The 16,295-nt window shown below is 69.8% G+C and carries 14 protein-coding genes, 1 pseudogene and 1 riboswitch; of the genes and pseudogenes, 2 read left to right on the forward strand and 13 right to left on the reverse strand.

The features are described 5' to 3' along the window. Nucleotides 1–4: 4 nt before the first annotated feature. From HKD39_RS14405 to HKD39_RS14455, 11 genes and pseudogenes are all read right to left on the reverse strand, one after another. Entirely contained in the window at nucleotides 5–874 is an 870-nt protein-coding gene (locus HKD39_RS14405) for an oxidoreductase (RefSeq protein ID WP_171200560.1), read from the reverse strand. A gap of 168 nt (nucleotides 875–1,042) precedes the next feature. Next, the gene (locus HKD39_RS14410) at nucleotides 1,043–1,729 is read right to left on the reverse strand and encodes a hypothetical protein (RefSeq protein ID WP_171200561.1); all 687 of its coding nucleotides are present in this window, start codon (nucleotides 1,727–1,729) and stop codon (nucleotides 1,043–1,045) included. Nucleotides 1,730–1,905: 176 nt separating this feature from the next. Then, nucleotides 1,906–3,084, reverse strand: a complete 1,179-nt coding sequence (locus HKD39_RS14415) for an isopenicillin N synthase family dioxygenase (RefSeq protein ID WP_171200562.1) — start codon at nucleotides 3,082–3,084, stop codon at nucleotides 1,906–1,908. Nucleotides 3,085–3,140: 56 nt separating this feature from the next. Further along, a riboswitch (SAM riboswitch) is annotated at nucleotides 3,141–3,256 on the reverse strand. A 36-nt stretch (nucleotides 3,257–3,292) separates the two neighbouring features. Further along, on the reverse strand, nucleotides 3,293–4,393 hold the full coding sequence (locus HKD39_RS14420) for a mechanosensitive ion channel family protein (RefSeq protein WP_171200563.1): 1,101 nt from the start codon (nucleotides 4,391–4,393) through the stop codon (nucleotides 3,293–3,295). Between the two features lie 248 nt (nucleotides 4,394–4,641). Further along, nucleotides 4,642–5,544: a 16S rRNA (guanine(527)-N(7))-methyltransferase RsmG gene (gene rsmG / locus HKD39_RS14425; protein WP_212754579.1), complete on the reverse strand. Its 903-nt coding sequence runs from the start codon at nucleotides 5,542–5,544 to the stop codon at nucleotides 4,642–4,644. Further along, nucleotides 5,528–6,265 carry a Jag family protein gene (locus HKD39_RS20615; RefSeq protein WP_425488462.1) on the reverse strand — a complete coding sequence of 246 codons (738 nt, stop codon included), beginning with the start codon at nucleotides 6,263–6,265 and terminating at the stop codon, nucleotides 5,528–5,530. Before HKD39_RS20615 ends, rsmG begins: the two co-directional genes overlap by 17 nt. A 341-nt stretch (nucleotides 6,266–6,606) precedes the next feature. After that, complete coding sequence (gene yidC / locus HKD39_RS14435) at nucleotides 6,607–7,845, reverse strand: membrane protein insertase YidC (protein ID WP_171200564.1); 1,239 nt, start codon at nucleotides 7,843–7,845, stop codon at nucleotides 6,607–6,609. Further along, nucleotides 7,842–8,303: a membrane protein insertion efficiency factor YidD gene (gene yidD, locus HKD39_RS14440; protein ID WP_171200565.1), complete on the reverse strand. Its 462-nt coding sequence runs from the start codon at nucleotides 8,301–8,303 to the stop codon at nucleotides 7,842–7,844. Before yidD ends, yidC begins: the two co-directional genes overlap by 4 nt. 173 nt (nucleotides 8,304–8,476) lie before the next feature. Beyond that, nucleotides 8,477–8,842, reverse strand: a pseudogene (gene rnpA, locus HKD39_RS14445) (ribonuclease P protein component); the annotation flags it as partial. 64 nt (nucleotides 8,843–8,906) lie between these two features. Then, entirely contained in the window at nucleotides 8,907–9,044 is a 138-nt protein-coding gene (rpmH, locus tag HKD39_RS14450; RefSeq protein WP_171200567.1) for a 50S ribosomal protein L34, read from the reverse strand. Nucleotides 9,045–9,493: 449 nt separating this feature from the next. Then, on the reverse strand, nucleotides 9,494–9,730 hold the full coding sequence (locus HKD39_RS14455; RefSeq protein ID WP_171200568.1) for a hypothetical protein: 237 nt from the start codon (nucleotides 9,728–9,730) through the stop codon (nucleotides 9,494–9,496). Between the two features lie 659 nt (nucleotides 9,731–10,389). Between HKD39_RS14455 and dnaA the strand changes: the two genes are divergently transcribed. Next, complete coding sequence (gene dnaA / locus HKD39_RS14460) at nucleotides 10,390–12,246, forward strand: chromosomal replication initiator protein DnaA (RefSeq protein WP_171200569.1); 1,857 nt, start codon at nucleotides 10,390–10,392, stop codon at nucleotides 12,244–12,246. Between the two features lie 1,083 nt (nucleotides 12,247–13,329). Further along, on the forward strand, nucleotides 13,330–14,523 hold the full coding sequence (gene dnaN / locus HKD39_RS14465; protein WP_171200570.1) for a DNA polymerase III subunit beta: 1,194 nt from the start codon (nucleotides 13,330–13,332) through the stop codon (nucleotides 14,521–14,523). Here dnaN and HKD39_RS14470 read toward each other — a convergent pair. Together HKD39_RS14470 and HKD39_RS14475 are read right to left on the reverse strand one after the other, a co-directional pair. Then, entirely contained in the window at nucleotides 14,490–15,560 is a 1,071-nt protein-coding gene (locus HKD39_RS14470) for an ABC transporter permease (protein WP_171200571.1), read from the reverse strand. The two genes, dnaN and HKD39_RS14470, sit on opposite strands and share 34 nt — an antisense overlap. After that, nucleotides 15,560–16,186 carry a type 1 periplasmic-binding domain-containing protein gene (locus HKD39_RS14475; protein ID WP_171200572.1) on the reverse strand — a complete coding sequence of 209 codons (627 nt, stop codon included), beginning with the start codon at nucleotides 16,184–16,186 and terminating at the stop codon, nucleotides 15,560–15,562. The genes HKD39_RS14470 and HKD39_RS14475 overlap by 1 nt, the downstream gene beginning before the upstream one ends. Nucleotides 16,187–16,295 lie beyond the last annotated feature (109 nt).

Raw genomic sequence — 16,295 nt, forward strand, 5'->3', positions numbered from 1 at the left:
CCGGTCAACCGGCCAGCGCGTCCAGCTCCTGCAGGTCGTCAGCGGCCAGGGTCAGCTGCTGCGCCGCGGTGTTCTCGCGGAGGTGCGCGACCGACGACGTCCCCGGAATCAGCAGGATATTGTCGGCGCGGGCCAGCAGCCAGGCCAGCCCGACCTGCGACGCGGTGACGCCGACGCGCTCGGCAATCGCCTGCACCGTCGGGTTTTCCGGCACCTTGGGCAACCCTGGGAAGGCCGATCCGAGCGGGAAGAACGGCACATAGCCGACCCCGCGGGAGCTGGTCAGCTGCAGCACCGGATCGTCGTCGCGATGCAGCAGGTTGTAGGCGTTCTGCACGCACACCGCGCCGGCGTCGATGGCGATCTCGGCCTGTTCCAGGGTCACGTTGCTGACGCCGAATGCTTGCAGCGCACCGGATTTCACCAGCTCCTGCATGGCGCCGAGCTGCTCGTCCAGCGGCACGTATTCGGTCGCGGGGATCTCCTCGCGTGGCATCACCCGAAGGTTCACCACCGGCAGCGATTGGACCCCGAGGGTGTTCAGGTTGGCGTGCACGTCTTCGGTGAGCTGGGCAGGTCGCTGGGCCGGCAACCAGGCGCCGGCGCTGTCCCGGCGGGCACCGACCTTCGACACCAGGACCAGGTCGGCGGGATACGGGGACAGCGTCTCGCGGATCAGCTCGTTGGCAACGTCGGGTCCGTAGAACTGTGCGGTATCAACGTGATTGATGCCGAGCTCGATCGCCGTGCGCAGCACCGCACGTGCCTCGTCGGGGTCGCGCGGTGGTCCCATCACTCCGGGTCCAGGCAGTTGCATGGCGCCGAAGCCCATGCGCTTCACCTGGTGTCCGGTCAGCTCGAAAAGGTCCGTCATGCTTTCAAGCTCACCACACCGGCGCGCGGCTGCCCAGCGCCGGGTGCGCCTTGCCCGCCGGTGTGGGTGTCAGCGGGTCGGTGTCAGAGGATCGGTGTCAGCACCGGCCCCGGCCGGCACCAGCCCTGAGCCGGCCCAGAACCAGCGCCGAGAGCCGACGTCTCGGCCTCAGCCACCCACCACGGCCCTGGCCCGCTGCTCCAGCTCCGCGTCGTTGGCCGCCGAGAGATCGACATCGGCCACGCCCGCGAGGCGGGAGCGCAGCGCGGGGTGCTTCTCGCGAATCCGTTCGGCAAGGCCCTCCCCGGCGTTCGAGGTGCCCTTGCCGTGTCCGAGAATGGCAAAGCTGTTCTGCCCGTTGGCGTTCAGCACGTCGACCAGCTCCTTGGCGGCCTCGTCGTAGAAGGTCACCATGGTGTGCTTCTCGTCGTTGCCGCTCTGCCGCTCCACCTTGCGCAGGTGCCGGTCGTCAGGTTCCGGGTTGCGCATGGTCTTCTCGGTGTCCTGCACGTTCTGGGCGTCGATGTTGAAGGTGAAGATTCGGGCCGTGCGCTCGTCGATGGCCACGGCGACCACGCTGTCGGTGCCGCCGGGGGTGGGGCCACCCTCGGTCTGCGGGTGTTCGGCCAACAGGTGCCTGGCGCGCTCGACGTCTTCGATCGAGACCCGGCCGTCGTGCGGGCGGCGGAACACCTCACGGTGCCCGTTGATGGTCACCGAAAGCCGGTCGCCCGACTCATTCTCCACCTTGTCGGCGATGTCCTCCCACAGCGAGATGAACTTGTCCCACTCAAGATCGCGGGGCGCCTTGCCGCTGGTCAGGCTCTGAAAAGTCTTGCGGGTGTTGGCATTCATCGCTTCTCGCTCCCTCGCGCACCGGACCGGACGCCGCCGCGGCGCCCTTCGCCGGTCAACGCTACCGCCACCGTCGACGGAGCGCCCACGGGTGGACGGGCCGTGCCGGGACGACGGTGGGCGACCGCAGGCGGACGCTGGCTACTGCGGCTGCTCTCGGTGCCGGCGAGTCGGCCTCAGCTGACCCCGGCGGAGAGCCGATCGGCCAGCGCGGCGTGGTACTTGGCCGTCACCTCGGGGTGGCTGCGCAGCCGGCTCTTCAGCGCGTTCAGACCGTAGTTGGAGTAGATGCGGTTGTCGGGATCGTCCTCGACGCCGCGAGCCTGCGCCGCCAACGGCTCCGGCAGCTGCCACTGCGGTATCTCCGCCCCGTAGGCGGGATTGAAGAAGTACGGCACGCTGATCCGGTCGCCGGTTCCCGGCTCGGACACCACCCGGTGCACGGTGGCGCGCAGGTAGCCGGCGGTCGCCCACTCCAGCAGCTCACCGATGTTCACGATCAGCGACCCCGGCAGTGGCGGCGCGTCCACCCAGGCATCGCCGTGCCGCACCTGCAGACCACCCTTGCCCGGCTCGACGAACAGCAGTGTCAGCCAACCGGAATCTTTGTGTGCGCCAACACCTTGCGAGCGGTCGACCGCCTCGGCAGCGCCGCTCGCGGGATCCGCGGCGTTGGCGGGATCGGCAGCAGCACCATGCTCGGCGGGACGGCCGGGCCGGGCGGGATTGCCGGGATAGCGGACCACCTTCAGCAGCACGTCCGGTTCGGTGAACGCCGAGTCCAATGCACCGGGCGGCTGGCCGAGAGCCTGCAGCCACGACGCCAGCAAGGTGCGCGCCACACGCTCGGTGTGCTGCTGCCACTGCTCGATGACCGCACGGAACTGCGCCGGTTGCGCCGGCCATTGGTTCGGGCCCTGCAGCACGGTCCACTCCGGCAACTCGGCACCGGTGAGCACCGGCCGCTCCGGCCCGATGTCGATCTGTTCCCGCCAGTCCCGGCGGCCACGGGTGAGTTCCTCACCGACCCGTGAGTAGCCACGGAACTGCGGACTGTATCGCTTGTCAATCTGTTGTTTGCTGCTGTCCGGCAACGAGAAGAACTGGCGCGACACCTCGATCAGCCTGTGCTGCAAAGCATCCGGGATACCGTGCCCGGTCAGGTAGAAGAATCCCCAATCACGGGTGGCAGTGGCCAGCTCGTCGGTGAAGCGTTCCGCCTGTGCGGGATCGCCCAGCTGCCGCAGGTCGAGAACCGGCAGCCGCGGGCCGCCGGTGGCCAGGTCGCGTTCCGAGTCCCACTCCAGGTCGCGTTCCAAGTCTCGGGCCTGGTCGTGGAGAGGTTGATCCGTCATCGTGCAGGCACCTTCCGGGCTGCTCCGGGATACCCGGAGTGGTCACCGGCGAGCGATGACCGCGCTTGCTCGGGTGGCGGTCGCCGCCCGGCCAGGTCTTCACCTGGAGCACCCCACCGCGGGAGAGGGTTGCCGCTCAGCAAGCCAGGGCTTCGCGCTGAGACTCTTGACCGTGCCGTCGACGCTAGCAGCCATCGCGCCGGAATGCTCAGACGGCCGCCATCACCTGGTCCGCCGGCGACACCGGCGACACCCCTTCACCTCCCGACCCGACGCCGGCGGTGGTGCCGGTCCCGGCCAGTTGCTGACCGGCGACGCGCACCGTCGGCAGCGCCTGCGGGTGCTGGTGTTGCAGAAACCTGAGCACTCCCTCGCGCACCTCGCAGCGCAGGTCGAAACACCGCGGCCCGTCCGGAGCGGAAGCGAGAATCCTTACCACCATGGCCTTTTCGGTGCTGTCCACCACCTGCACCGCGAACGTGCCGCCGTCCCAGTGCGGCGAACTTGTCACAATCTGCTCGGCCCGTTCGCGAATCAACGGCATCGGCGCGCAGTAGTCCAGGTACAGCTGCACGCTGCCGATCACCGTCGAGTGGTTCCGGGTCCAGTTGCGGAACGGTGTGGTGACGAAGTAACTGGTCGGCAACACCAGCCTGCGCTCGTCCCAGGTGCGCACCACCACATAGGTCAGCGTCATTTCCTCGATCCACCCCCACTCGCCTTCCACCACCACCACGTCGTCGATGCGCACCGCGTCCGAAAAGGCCAGCTGCAGACCGGCGAAAACATTGCCGAGGGTGGTTTGCGCGGCCAGCCCGGCCACCACACCGGCCAGGCCGGCCGACGCCAGCACCGAGGTGCCGAAGGTGCGCAGCGCAGGGAAGGTGATGAGCACGGCGCAGAGCGCGATCAACACCACGGCCGCCGCCACGATCCGCCGCAGCAACGTCACTTGGGTGCGCACCCGCCGGCGTCGCTTGTTGTCCGGCCCGTCGATCCGGACCCGGGCAAAGATGAAGATTTCCAACGCTTTCAGGCTGCGTACCACCAGATAGGTGACGGCGGCGATCACCACGATCACGCCGATCCGCTGCCAGCCGCCGGCGCTGTTCCAGCCCACCATCAGGCTCAGCGTGGTGATCGCGGCTACCGCGCCGACAAGGGCGCGCCGGCACAACCGGTCTCCGTCCACCAGGATCTCGGGGCCGCGCCGCAGCGCGACCCGGCGCACCGCCGCTGCCAAGAGCCACGCGCCGGCACCGGCCAGCACCGCGCACAGCAGTAGCGTGAAAAACTGTTGCAGGGTCATCGATATCGCTCACTGTTCAGAATTCACCCGGCGACGGTGCCGCGGCAATCGGAGGTCGGCACCCGCCGCGCCACACATGGTGGCGGCCGCGGATCGCCAACCGACGACCGTCGGATGAGGATCGGCTGACAATCCCATCAGTGTCCGCCGCCCGCCGCGGGAGCCGATCAGCGCAAGACCAGATCAGCACCCAACCCCGATCAGCGCAAGACCGGATCAGCACCCAACCGGGTCAGCACAAGATCTGGTCAGCGCTTGCGCCCGCCGCGGCGACGACGCGCCCCGGTAGCCTTCGCCTGCGGCTTCGTCGTCGCCTCAGCCCGCCGCAGCAGTTCGGCCCGCACCAGGTACGTCACCGGGTCGACGATTCCCTCGCCGACCGGAAGCACCGTGGCCGGCCCAAGGCCCGCCGCCACCAACTCGGCGGCGTCGCGCTGCAGCTCGTCGGCGGCGGAGGAGCCCTTCATCGGCAGGAACGTGCCACCCACCCGCAGCAGTGGCACCGACCAGCGAGCCAGCTTGCCCAGCGGCGCCACCGCCCGCGAGGTGGCGACATCGGCGCCGCCGTCGGTGGCCTGCAGCACCCCGGTCACCGCGTCCTCGGCGCGGCCGCGCAACACCCGCACGTTGTTCAGCTTCAGCTCCGCGACCACCTCGGCAAGGAACACCGTGCGCCGCAGCAGCGGTTCCACCAGGTAGAAGGTGCAGTCCGGGCGGGCAAGGGCCAGCGGGATGCCGGGCAGCCCGGCGCCGGAACCGACGTCGGCCACCGACACGCCGGCCGGCAACAGCGGCGCCGGCACCGCGCAGTTCAGCAGATGCCGGCTCCACAGCCGCGACGCTTCCCGCGGGCCGATCAGCCCGCGCTGCACCCCGGCGTCGGCCAGCAGCGCGACATACCTGCGGGCATCGGCGAGGCGATCACCGAACAGCTCGGCCGCCGCGGCCGGCTCGGCGTCGACAGCCGCGTCGGCTTTCGCATCCGACTGGGGCGCACCAGGATCGCCCGGGTCGGCCCCAGCAGGGTCGGTGCCAGCGGAATCGGCCCCAGCGGGATCGGTGCCAGCGGGGCCGGGACCAGCCGGATCCGAGCCGGCGGAACCAGGGCCGGCGGGATCGGAGCCGGCGGGCGGCTCAGCCCTGTCCGGCATCCGCGGCGTCTTCGGCAGGGTCGGCGGCATCGGCGCCGATCACCACCCGGCGGCGCGGCTCCTCACCCTCTGACCACGAGCTGACACCGTCCACCGCGGCCACCGCGTCGTGCACGATCTTGCGCTCGAACGGGTTCATCGGCTCCAGCCGCTGCTGCTCACCGGACTGCCGGACCTGCTCGGCGGTGCTGGTGCCGAACTCGGCCAGCTCGGCGCGGCGCCGCGCCCGGTACCCGGCGACGTCCAGCATCAGCCGCGACCGCTGACCGGTCTCGGCGGTGGCGGCCAACCTGGTCAGCTCCTGCAACGCGTCCAGCACCTCGCCGCGGTCGCCGACCAGCCTGGCGATGTCGCCGGAGTCGGAGTCTGCGCCATCGGCGTCGGCGCCGATGATCGACACCACGGCCCGCTCACCCTCGACGTCGAGGTCGATATCGCCGTCGTAGTCGAGGATGTCGAGCAGCCGCTCGAGATAATCGCCGGCGGCGTCGCCCTCGGCAACCAGCTGCTCGTGGTCGGGGGTGCGGCGCTTGCGGTCGGTGCGCTCGCCGGACCCGCCGCTGTCACCGGTGTTGCCGGCGGCCGCGCTGCTGTCTTCGGCCGAATCGGTGTCTGCCGCCGAATCGGTGTCTGCCGCCGAATCGGTGTCTGCCGCGGGGTCGGTGTCTTCGGCGGGGTCGGTGTCCACCGCCTTGACGCTGGCCACGGCCGCGCGGTTCAGCTGGTCGGCGGCGGCCGGCGCCGGCGCGCTGCCCTCCGGCTCGGCGGCGTCACCGGTCCCGGCGGCAGCGTTCCCAACGAAACCAACGGCCTCAACGGCACCGCCGGCCCCATTGGCTCCGCCGGCGCTGTTGGCACTGTTGGCACTGTCTGATCCGGTGCCGGATTCGCTGTCGGGACTGCCGGGAAGGTCGGTGTGGGCGGGAGTCTGGCTCACGGTGGTTGTCTCCTGTGATGATGCGGGTGCCGGTGCACCCGGGGTCGTGGACGCGTGGCGCTACGCCCGGTCGGGCGGCGGGCGCGGCGGCCGGGCGTCTCCACGTTCGGGACGCCGGCCGGCGCTCAGCGTTTGCGCTTCTTGCGTGAGTTGTTGCGGTTGGGGTTCTTTCGGCCGCCTGCCGCGCTTCTGCCCCCCGGCTGCGGACGATTCTGCCCGCCCGATTTCGACTGTCCGGTGGCGGGTTTCGTCCTGGCAGCGGATCCGGCCGCGGTGCTGGCAGCAGTGGCTCCGGCGTCGACGTCCTGGGAATCGGAGCCGGCGGTGGCATTGGCGCCGGACCCGGCGGTGGCGTCCTTGCTCAGCGAGGGTTTGCCGCCCGGTGCCGGTTTGCTCCCGGGGGCGGGTTTACTGCCGGGCGCGGGCTTGGTGCCGACGGACGGCTTGGCGCCCGGGGTCGGCCGGGAGAATCGGCTGGCCTGTTTCTGTTCGACGACGAGTGCTTCTTCGGTCGCCTTGCGCTTGTCCTGCATGCGGTGGGCGACGGTCAGTTGACCGAACGTCCACGAGTTGTTGGCCAGCCAGTAGAACAGGATGGCCAGCGGGAAGAACGGTCCGCCGATCACCACGAACACCGGGAAGCCGTACAGCATCAGCTTGTTCATGATCGCGGCCTGACCGCTGTTGGCGGCCTCGGGGTTCAGTTCCTTCTGGCGATTCACCGAGCGGCGTGAGGTGAGGTGGGTGGCGATGCCGGCCAGGATGGTCAGCGGAATACCGACCCAGATCACCGTGGCCCGGTCGCCCAGCATGTGCGCGAGCTGCCCGGCGTCCATGTTCATGGTGGCCGACAGCGGCGCGCCCTTGCCCTCGGGGCCATGGGTGAACAACTTGGCCAGACCGAAGTTCTCCACATCGGCCTTGCCGAAGAAGTACACGTTGTCGCGGAAGGTCCAGCCGCCCTGCCCGTTGGAGACCGGCTGGAACATGCGCAGCACGTGGAACAGACCGATGAACACCGGCGCCTGGATCAGCGCGGGGAGACAGCCGCCGATCGGGTTGACGCCGGCCTCCCGGTTCAGCTTCAGCATCTCTTCGCTGAGCCGCTGCCGGTCGTCCTTGTATTTCTCCCGCAGCTTCTTCATCTGCGGCTGGATGGCCTGCATCTTGAGCTGGCTGTCCATCTGCTTCATGAACGGCTTGAACAGCAGCAGTCGCAGCGTCCACACCAGGAAGACAATGGAGAGCACCCACGCCCACGGGTTGCTCGCCCCCATGAACGACCCGAACACCTTGTGCCAGACCCACATGATCCCGGACACCGGGTAGTAGAGGTAGTCGAGGCTCCAGAAATTGAAGGTCACGCGGGTCGGCTCCTGTGCGGTTGCAGGCGGTGGGTGTGACGGCCCGGCGACGGCGCGGCCGCCGGCGGGTTGGCCGGCGCGGCGCTGGCCGCGTCACTACCCGAGGAAGAACTGTGGGCGACGGCGATCGGTTCCCCGGCCGCGGCTGCCGCGATCAGTGTCGCGGATCGACCCCTGGTGCTGGCAACCCGGTCCGATTCGGCGGCCGCCAGTTTCGCCTTGCGGCGCGGTGACGGTTCCGGGACCAGGTCGACGTGCTCGCGCCGGCTCCATGGCCCGCAGCGCGCGAGTCGGCGCAGGCTCAGCCAGCTGCCGCGCAGCGCACCGTGCTCGGTGAGTGCCTGCACGGCGTAAGCGCTGCAGGTCGGGGTGTAGCGGCAGGTGGCCGGCAGCGCCGGCGAGATGTGCCGCTGATAGAAGCGGACCGTCGCGGCGAGGGCCCTGGCCGGTGCGCTCATCGCGTCGACCCGTCGTCGGCGGCGTCCCGGCTGCCCCCAGCACGGTTCGACTCAGCACGGCTCGGCTCTGCACGGTTCCGCTCAGCACGGTGCTGCTGGGAACGGTTTCGTGCGGGCCGCGCGGCGCTGGGCTGGGCGGCACCGGGCTGGGCAGGACGGGGTCGGGCGGGACGGCGCCGGCCGGGGCGGGAGGCTGCGGCCACGGTGCTGTCCAGGTCGGCGGCCAGCTCGGCGCTGCTGGCGCCGGCGGCTGCGGGGAGCACCCGCACCACCACGTCGGTGCCGTCCGGCAGCGCGGTGAGCCGCTGCCACATCAGCGGCCGGAGCTGCCGGGTGATGCGGTGCCTGGTCACCGAGTTGCCGACGGCTTTGGACACCACAAATCCCGCCCTGGCCAGACGGCCGGGCGGGACGGGGGAATCGCTGGTGGCCGGCGGACGCAGGTGCACGACCAGGCGCGCGGCTCCGGCCCGGCGTCCGGTCCGGACGACGGCGGTGAAGTCTGCGGAACTGCGCAACTTTCTGGCTACCGGGAGCATCGCACACCTCACTCGGGCCGGCGGGCGGAACGCGGGCGGGCCGAGCGGCGCCGGGTGGGTCGGCTCAGGCCGACAGTGCGGCGCGACCCTTGCGACGACGGGCCGCCAGGATGGCGCGGCCGGCGCGGGTGCGCATGCGCAGCCGAAAGCCGTGGGTCTTGGCCCGGCGACGGTTGTTCGGCTGGAAGGTGCGCTTGCTCACGATGTCTCCGTAGGTAGGTGCAGCACGCCGGTGCTGCCCCGGCCGCCGGTGCGGCCGGTCACTGATCGATTACTGGTGCTGCCCTGGTGCTCTGCTACTTGCCTGCTGCGGCTGCTGTTGTTCCGCTGCTGGTCGTTCTGCTGCGGCCCAGGCCGCTCGGCGAGCGCCCTGGCGGGCGAGGCGAGCGGAGTCAGGACAGCATGAGCCGACCTGAACCCGGTCAGGCACTCGCTCAAGGTTACGGACCGGCCCCGACCGGGTCAAACTCGCGCGTTGACGCATCCACAGACTCACTCGACCATGCCCGCGTAAGTCGCTTCGTTGACTCACCGGAGAGTGCCCGCGGAATCTGTTGCTCGATGCAGCCTTCCGGCGGCTCGGCGGCAGGTGGCTGCTGCGGCGGGGAGTGATCGGGACGCAAATGACCGCGGTGGCAAGTTCCGATCCGGTCAACTCCGCCGCTGAGGCCGCTGGTCGGCACAGTGCGACTCCCAGCGTTGCTCGCCGTCCTCCACCAGGGCGCTCAGCTGGTCAAGGGTCGGCGGCGTGCCGCCGGTGAATACATAGAGTTCTGATGCGCTCAGCACCGGCACCATGACCTCCGCATGTGCCGGGACGACCGGTTCGCGCCGGCAGCGCCGGGTGTTGATGACGTCCAGTTCTGGCCATGGCATCGCGGTGGTCATCGCAGCAGTGTTGCCGCCCGGCACCGGCGAGTCATCTGGTGTCCCGGCGCACCGGGTCGCCTCCGGCCCAATGGATTGATAATCGATACACATTGCGGCCGACAGCGCTGGTGGTGCAGGGCTTCGGCGAGGTCCAGTGGCCGGTTCGACCCGATCGGTGGTTGAGACTGTCCGGCCACCCTGGACGGATCGTGCCGGACCGTCACCTTCGGTACCAACCAGCGAAGATCACTTGCGTCGATCGCCACCTTTGAGTGAATTTCCTCCGCCGCGGGCCGCCGTTCCGCGGGGGCGTTCGGACGACCGGCAACGCTGAAATGCCTTGCTGTCCGCAGAACTTGTGGATGACACGCCCGGGTCGGTGCTTGCCAACCCGCTCGGCCTTGTGGGAACGCGTCGGATGTTGTTAGCGTCGCTCGGTCAGCCCGACGTTTGACCGAATCGGTTCCGGTTACCGACCAGCCGAACTGTCTTCCAGCAGCTCACCCATGTCCGCAAGTTGTCCACCGCTGTGGATGATTACTGTGGACAACTGAAGGCACCTCCGGCGACGCCGCGCAAGATGGAACACGTACCAGCAACGGCGGTAGCGTCGCGGGTTCAGCTCCCGGATCGACCACCAGGGCAGTGACCGCGAACTTCAGGAGGATTGGCGCGACGTGGCGGACGAGCTCACCACTGTTTGGACCGACACAGTCAGCCAGATCGCAACCGGCCTCACCCAGCAGCATCGAGCCTGTCTGGCGTTGGCGCACCCGGTAGGCCTGCTGGGCAACACCGCGCTGGTGTCGGTGCCGAACAACTACGCCAAAGAGACTCTCGAGCGGTCCATCCGCCAGCAACTGATGGGTGCCCTGTCCGAGCGGCTGGGCAAGTCGGTCACCATCGCTGTCACCGTCACCGATGGGGCACCGCACAGCGCGAACAACGGCGGCGACGCCTCACCACGGCCGGACGCAGGCCCCGGCAACGATTCCGCGACCACCGCCACCGCTGCCGAGCACAGCGCCGACGACAGCGCGCCGGCACCCACCGAACGGCTTGACGGCGCCCCTGGTCCCACCCTCGGCGGGGCGTTCGTCCCGGCAGCAGGTGAAAACGGCAGCAACGGAAACGGATCCGGCCGCGGCGGGGTCGACGGCAGCACCGGCGATCACCCGGCGGACGGCGGGCCGTCCTCCGATTCCACGGCTGCCAACCCGGCCACGGGAAACCCGGCTGGAAACGCTGCCGGTGCCAACCCGGCCACCGCCAACTCGTCGGGAAACACCGGCAACACCGGCGCGGGCGCGACCACGGGCGGGCCGCCCGGCAGCGGCGGAGCCGGCCAGGCCGCGCGCGGCGGCCGCGGCGCCGGTCCGGACGGCGCTGACGGCGAGGACACCGTCGACGAAGAGGCGGAGGCGCTCGCCACCGTCACCGAGATTTGGCCGACCTACACCGGCCGCCGCGACCTGCCGGCCCAACAGCTGAGCCAGAGCCGGCTGAACGAGAAGTACAGCTTCGAAAGCTTCGTCACCGGCGCGTCCAACCGCTTTTCGCAGGCGGCCGCCGTCGCCGCCGCGGAGGCACCGGGGCGCACCTACAACCCGCTGTTCATCTGGGGCGAGTCCGGGCTGGGCAAGACCCACCTGCTGCACGGCATCGGCCTGTACGCGCAGCGGCTGTTCCCTGGCATCAAGGTGCGCTACGTCTCCAGCGAAGAGTTCACCAACGACTTCATCAACTCGCTGCGCGACGACCGCAAGGTCGCCTTCCAGCGCCGCTACCGAGATGTCGACGTGCTGCTGGTGGACGACATCCAGTTCCTCCAGGGCAAGGAGTCGACGCAGGAAGAGTTCTTCCACACCTTCAACACCCTGTACAACGCCAACAAGCAGATCGTGTTGACCTCCGACTCCCCGCCGAAACGGCTGGAGACCCTTGAGGACCGGATGCGGACCCGCTTCGAGTGGGGCCTGATCACCGACATCCAGCCACCTGAGCTGGAGACCCGGATCGCCATCCTGCGCAAGAAGTGCGTGCAGGACAACAACAACGTCCCCGACGACGTCCTCGAGTTCATCGCGACCCACATCGAGCGGAACATCCGCGAGCTTGAGGGCGCGCTGATCCGGGTGACGGCGTTCGCGTCGCTGAACAAGCAGCCGGCCGAGCTGGCCCTTGCCCAGACCGTGCTGCGCGACCTGATCCGCGACGCGTCCACCGGCGACATCGACGCGCCGACCATCATGGCGGTGACGGCCGAGTACTTCGAGCTGACCATGGACGAGATGTGCGGCGCCTCCAAGGTCAAGGCCATCGCCGGCGCCCGGCAGATCGCCATGTACCTGTGCCGCGAGATGACCGAACTGACCCTCCCCAAGATCGGCCAGCTGTTCGGCGGCCGCGACCACACCACGGTGATGCACGCCGACAAGAAGATCCGCGCCGAGATGAACCAGCGCCGCCAGGTCTACGACCAGGTGCAGGAGCTCACCGCGCGGATCCGCGACCGCAAGCGCCGCAGCAGCTGACCCCTGCGCTGCGCACCTTGCGCCGCTCGTTCCGCCGCTGTTTCCATCGCTGCTCACCGCACGCGGTTCACTCCGCTCTTCACAGCACGCGGTTCACCACGCCGTAACGCTTCACGCAGTCAGCTGTGCCGTCTCAGCCGTGCCGTCTCAGCCGTGCCATCGCCTCACCTCCGTCCGCGCTCGCCTGCCGGGATGGGCAGCAACGAGGTCCCGTCGGCCGTGCCGCCGCACCTGCCCCCGGCGCCGATCCAGCGCGGCCGCCGCTCGGCACACCACCGCTGCGCCGCCACCGCTGCACCGTCACAGCTGCACCGCTGTGCCCGTCCCGTTTCATGCCGACGACCGTAGAACCCGGCACCGACAGTCACCCCGAACGAGTGATATCGGCGGCACGTTCGTCGTTTCCGTCCCCGACCGCGGGGCGCTTGAAATCGGGAGAATCCGGGCGCAGCGAGCGCGTGGCGGGCGTCACCACCCCCATGCACAAACTGTGGACAACCCTGGGGATAACGGTGGACAACCGGTGGTTCCCGCTGCCGCCGCTGCGCCGATCCACTGAATTACATAGCTCCGACACGGCGGCGGCGACGGTTGTCAACGCCCTGTCCGAGCCGCGCCGCGCGCGGCCGCCTGCACCGATACGGTGTCATCCCCACCGTCCACACCGGCTACTACTACCGCTGGTTTTCTCTCCCAAGAAGGGCACTGAGAACCAGTCCGTGGGGAAGAACAACACACCAGCGCCGGCCCGGCTCGCCGACGTCCGGCCGAGACCGGCCCGTTGGACGCGCATAACCGCGGCGCGAGGTCGGGCCGGTCCGGCCAGAATTCCCGTGACCCCGGCGTGACGGACACCCCGGCGAGGCCGTACGGTGAACGTCCCGGACAACAGCCGCACTACCGTCCGGGCGGTTGCAGCGCCGGTATCGACACGCCGCGATCCCCACCTTCCGGGTTTGTTGCGCGGTCGCTCCCGCTGTCCGCGGATCGGCTCACGATCCGCAACCACACGTGTGTTGTACAGCGAGAACTGTTGCGCGCCTTGGCATTTGCCGGGTGCTCGTGTCCAGGAGGCCAGTGCAGATGAAGTTCAGGGTGGCTCGGGAAGACCTTGCCGACGCCGTCGCCTGGGTGGCGAAGTCCCTGCCGGTGCGGCCTCCGGTGCCGGTACTCGGCGGCATCCTGCTCGAGGTTTCACCGGACAACCCCGATCAGCTGGTGATCGCCGGCTTCGACTACGAGGTGTCCACCAGGGCGCAGATTTCGGTGGACGCCGAGAGCGGCGGCCGGCTGCTGGTGTCCGGGCGGTTGCTGTCCGAGATCACCCGCTCGCTGCCGGCCGGCAAACCGGTGGACGTGGCGGTGGACGGCTCGAAGGTCACCATCAAGGGCGGCAGCGCCAGGTTCACCCTGCCGACCATGCCGGTCGAGGAGTACCCGAGCCTGCCGGACATGCCGGAGGCGTCCGGCACGGTCGATGCCGCCACTTTGGCCGAGGCGGTCGCCCAGACCGTTGTCGCCGCCGGCCGCGACGACGCCCTGCCGATGACGACCGGCATCCGCGTCGAGATCGAGGGCGAGAACCTCACCCTGGCGGCCACTGACCGGTTCCGGCTCGGCCTGCGCACGCTGCCGTGGACCCCGGCCAGCGCCGACGTGTCCACCGCCGTGTTGGTGCCGGCGCGCACCCTGTCGGACGCCGCCAAGTCGCTGGGCGCCGCGAAAGACGTGACGCTCGCGCTGGGCGACGGCCTGCTCGGCCTTGAGTCGGCCGGCCGGCGCACCACGGTGCGGCTGATGGACCTGGAGTTCGTCAAGTACCGGTCGCTGCTGCCGAACGAGACCACCACCACCGTCGACGTGCCGGTCGGCGAGCTGACTGACGCCATCAAACGCGTCTCGCTGGTCACCGACCGCGGCCATCACCTGCGGCTGCAGGTCGCCGACTCGGCGCTCACCCTGACCGCCGGCGGCGACGACGAGGGCCGCGCCGAGGAGGATCTTCCGGTTGACGCCGACGGCGCCGAGCTGCTGATCGCCTTCAACCCCGGCTACCTGCTCGAGGGTCTCGCGGTGCTGCGCACCGACAAGGTGCGGCTGGCGTTCACCACGCCGAGCCGGCCCGCGCTGTTGCTGCCGCTGCGCAAAGACCCAGCCAAGGACCCAGGCAAGGACGGAGCCGGATCCGGTGCCTCCGATGACGGCGGCAAGGACGCCGGCTACCAGGTGGACGAGGACTATCGCTACCTGGTGATGCCCGCCCGACTGCCCGGCTGATCCGCCTGTGCTGCCTGGCCCGTCGCTGCCGGTTGGCCTGCCCCGGCCGGCTGTGCTGACTGGGCTGACTGTGCGGCCCGGGCTGCCCGCCGGCGGCGCTGGGTCCGCCAACGGTCCAGCACCAGCGCCAGCAGCACCAGCGCCCCGGACGCCACCTGTGTCCAGTACGGGCTGACGTTCAACAGCGACAGCCCGTTGGCCAGGACGCTGACGGTCAGTACCGCGAGCAGCGCACCGAGCACCGACCCGCGACCGCCGTCCAGTGCCCCACCGCCCAGCAGCACCACCGCCAGCACGGTGAGTTCGAGACCGTTCGCGGCGTTCGGGATGCCGGTGCCGAACTGTGAGGTGAGGATGGTGCCGGTCAACGCCGCGCCCAGCCCCGAGGCCGCAAAACCCGCAAGCACCAGCAGTTTTGCCCGGCTGCTGCCGAACCGGTGGCCGGCCGGCAGCGCCCCGATCCGAACGCCGTCGCGACCGCACGGGGTGCAGCGCAGCACCAGCAGCGCCGCCACCCAGACCACAACGGCGAGCAGAATCGGCAGCGGGATCCCCAGCGGCCGAGCGGTGCCCAGCGTGGTGAATCCCGGCATGATCACCGGCAGCCCGCTGGGCAGCAGATAGGCCAGCCCGCGCAGCAGCGCCAGGCTGCCGATGGTGACCGCGAAGCTGTGGATGCCGAGCAGCGTCACCAGCGACCCATTCAGCAGGCCGACACCCAGCCCGAGAGCGGCGGTCACCGCGAGCGCGCCGGCCAGCCCGAGATCGGGGGTCAGCGAGGCCAGCACCACGCCGCAGAATCCCGCGGTGGCACCGACAGACAGGTCCATCTGCCCCGCCACGATCAGGAAAACCGCGGGCGCAGCGACCATCGTCGTCACGGCCGCGGTGCTGCCTAGATCGGCCAGGTTGCTGGCGGTGAGGAAGTAGGGGCTGGCGCTGGCGAATACCGCAACGCCGATCGCCAGCAGGCCGACCAGGAAGGCCGCGCCGAGCGGGCCCAGCCCGCGGCTCTGGGTGAGTGAGCGGGTGAGCATCAGCGGGTGCACTCGCTGACGTCGTAGTGGCCGGCGATGGTGCCGGCGGACAGAAAGACGCTGCGCGGGTACAGCTCTCGTGGGATGCGAGCGCCGTTCATCGCGTCGATGAGGTACGGCAGCACCAGCTGACCGTAGCGATCGGGGAAGAACGCGCCGTCGCCGATCCACTGCGGATCGGTGGCGATCTCACACCGCGACCGCTGGTCGGCGCCGAGCCCTGCCAGGAACACCTGGTCGGTGCGCCCTGCGGTGCGGGCGGCGCCCAGCGCGCCGAGCACCAGCCCGTCGTTGACTCCGGCGATCAGCACCCGCCGCGCCTTCGGCAGGCCGCTGAGCAGCGCGCCGACCCGGCTGAAAGCGCCCTGCTGGCCGGCGACGTTCACCACCTGCTCCGGCACCGCCGGGGTGGCGGCGTTGGCGCTGCTTTCCGTGCTGGTTTCGGTGGTCTCGGTGGTGGCGGCTTGGGTTGCAGCTTCGGTTACTGGGGTTTGGATGCCTGCGGTGTGGGTGGCTGGGGTTCTGGTGGGGGCTGGTGCCGTGCCGTTGGTCGCGGCGCCGGCGGGTGGTGTCGCGGTGGCCGCTACCGATGCCGTGGTTGCCGGTCCGGTGGTATGAAGCGTCACGGCTTTGGGGCCGGTCCTTTGCGAGAGGATCGGTGTCATGCCGAAGCAATATCCGAAGCAGCAGCGTGAGCGTGCGGTGCGGATGGTCTTGGATCATCTGGACGAGTAC

It is taken from the genome of Nakamurella aerolata (assembly GCF_013002705.1).
Taxonomy (GTDB): Bacteria; Actinomycetota; Actinomycetes; order Mycobacteriales; family Nakamurellaceae; genus Nakamurella; species Nakamurella aerolata.

Excerpts from the sequence above, each read along its gene's own strand:
- HKD39_RS14405 (WP_171200560.1), bottom strand. The coding sequence starts at position 874 with ATGACGGACCTTTTCGAGCTGACCGGACACCAGGTGAAGCGCATGGGC.
- HKD39_RS14410 (WP_171200561.1), bottom strand. The coding sequence starts at position 1,729 with ATGAATGCCAACACCCGCAAGACTTTTCAGAGCCTGACCAGCGGCAAG.
- HKD39_RS14415 (WP_171200562.1), bottom strand. The coding sequence starts at position 3,084 with ATGACGGATCAACCTCTCCACGACCAGGCCCGAGACTTGGAACGCGAC.
- HKD39_RS14420 (WP_171200563.1), bottom strand. The coding sequence starts at position 4,393 with ATGACCCTGCAACAGTTTTTCACGCTACTGCTGTGCGCGGTGCTGGCC.
- rsmG (WP_212754579.1), bottom strand. The coding sequence starts at position 5,544 with ATGCCGGACAGGGCTGAGCCGCCCGCCGGCTCCGATCCCGCCGGCCCT.
- yidD (WP_171200565.1), bottom strand. The coding sequence starts at position 8,303 with ATGAGCGCACCGGCCAGGGCCCTCGCCGCGACGGTCCGCTTCTATCAG.
- HKD39_RS14455 (WP_171200568.1), bottom strand. The coding sequence starts at position 9,730 with ATGACCACCGCGATGCCATGGCCAGAACTGGACGTCATCAACACCCGG.
- dnaN (WP_171200570.1), top strand. The coding sequence starts at position 13,330 with ATGAAGTTCAGGGTGGCTCGGGAAGACCTTGCCGACGCCGTCGCCTGG.
- HKD39_RS14470 (WP_171200571.1), bottom strand. The coding sequence starts at position 15,560 with ATGCTCACCCGCTCACTCACCCAGAGCCGCGGGCTGGGCCCGCTCGGC.